Genomic DNA, 547 nt, shown 5'->3' on the forward strand with positions numbered 1-547 from the left:
CTGGAGCAGTGTCAATAGCGGCACTTACAACCATAGCTCTCGCTTCTAGTGATGTTTTCTTGTCATTTGCCTTTGTGCTTGACTCCATTGTATCAGAGAAATCTTTGTAAGATAACATAGGTTCCCCTTCAAATGTAATCGTTCCCGCTTCCTCATTGATTTCTACGTTATTAACTTCGCTATCAATAAACATATTATCAGTATATGGAGTTACTAGGTTCACAAAATCATTTTTGATTTGTTCTGCTGTCCAACCTTTTTCTTTATCGAAATCTAACGTATACCTGAATGTATCATCACCAAGGTCTTCTACACTTTTTAACGTAATAGCTGGTTTTACATTATTGTATTTTCTTCCGTCTTCTTTTTTAGGGTTTTCTTCTTCAGCTACTGCTGTGGCAACAAGAAACTCTTTATCCTTCGTATCTGGCTCAAATTCATCTTTAAAGAATCGTTTCGCTATATCTTTATACTTGTCTAAATCACCTCTTGTTTTAGAGGTTGCAAGCCCTTCGTCAGCTAATTTTAATGCCTTTTGTCTATCTTT

At 35.8% G+C, this 547-nt stretch carries 1 protein-coding gene; it reads right to left on the bottom strand.

The genetic code is table 11. The annotated features are described in order from the left end of the window. Window positions 1-547: hypothetical protein (locus EO125_RS09930; RefSeq protein WP_164726516.1), on the bottom strand; the 547-nt coding region annotated here is incomplete at both ends.

Origin of the sequence: Veillonella sp. VA139 (assembly GCF_003992005.1) — a bacterium.
Classification (GTDB): domain Bacteria; phylum Bacillota; class Negativicutes; order Veillonellales; family Veillonellaceae; genus F0422.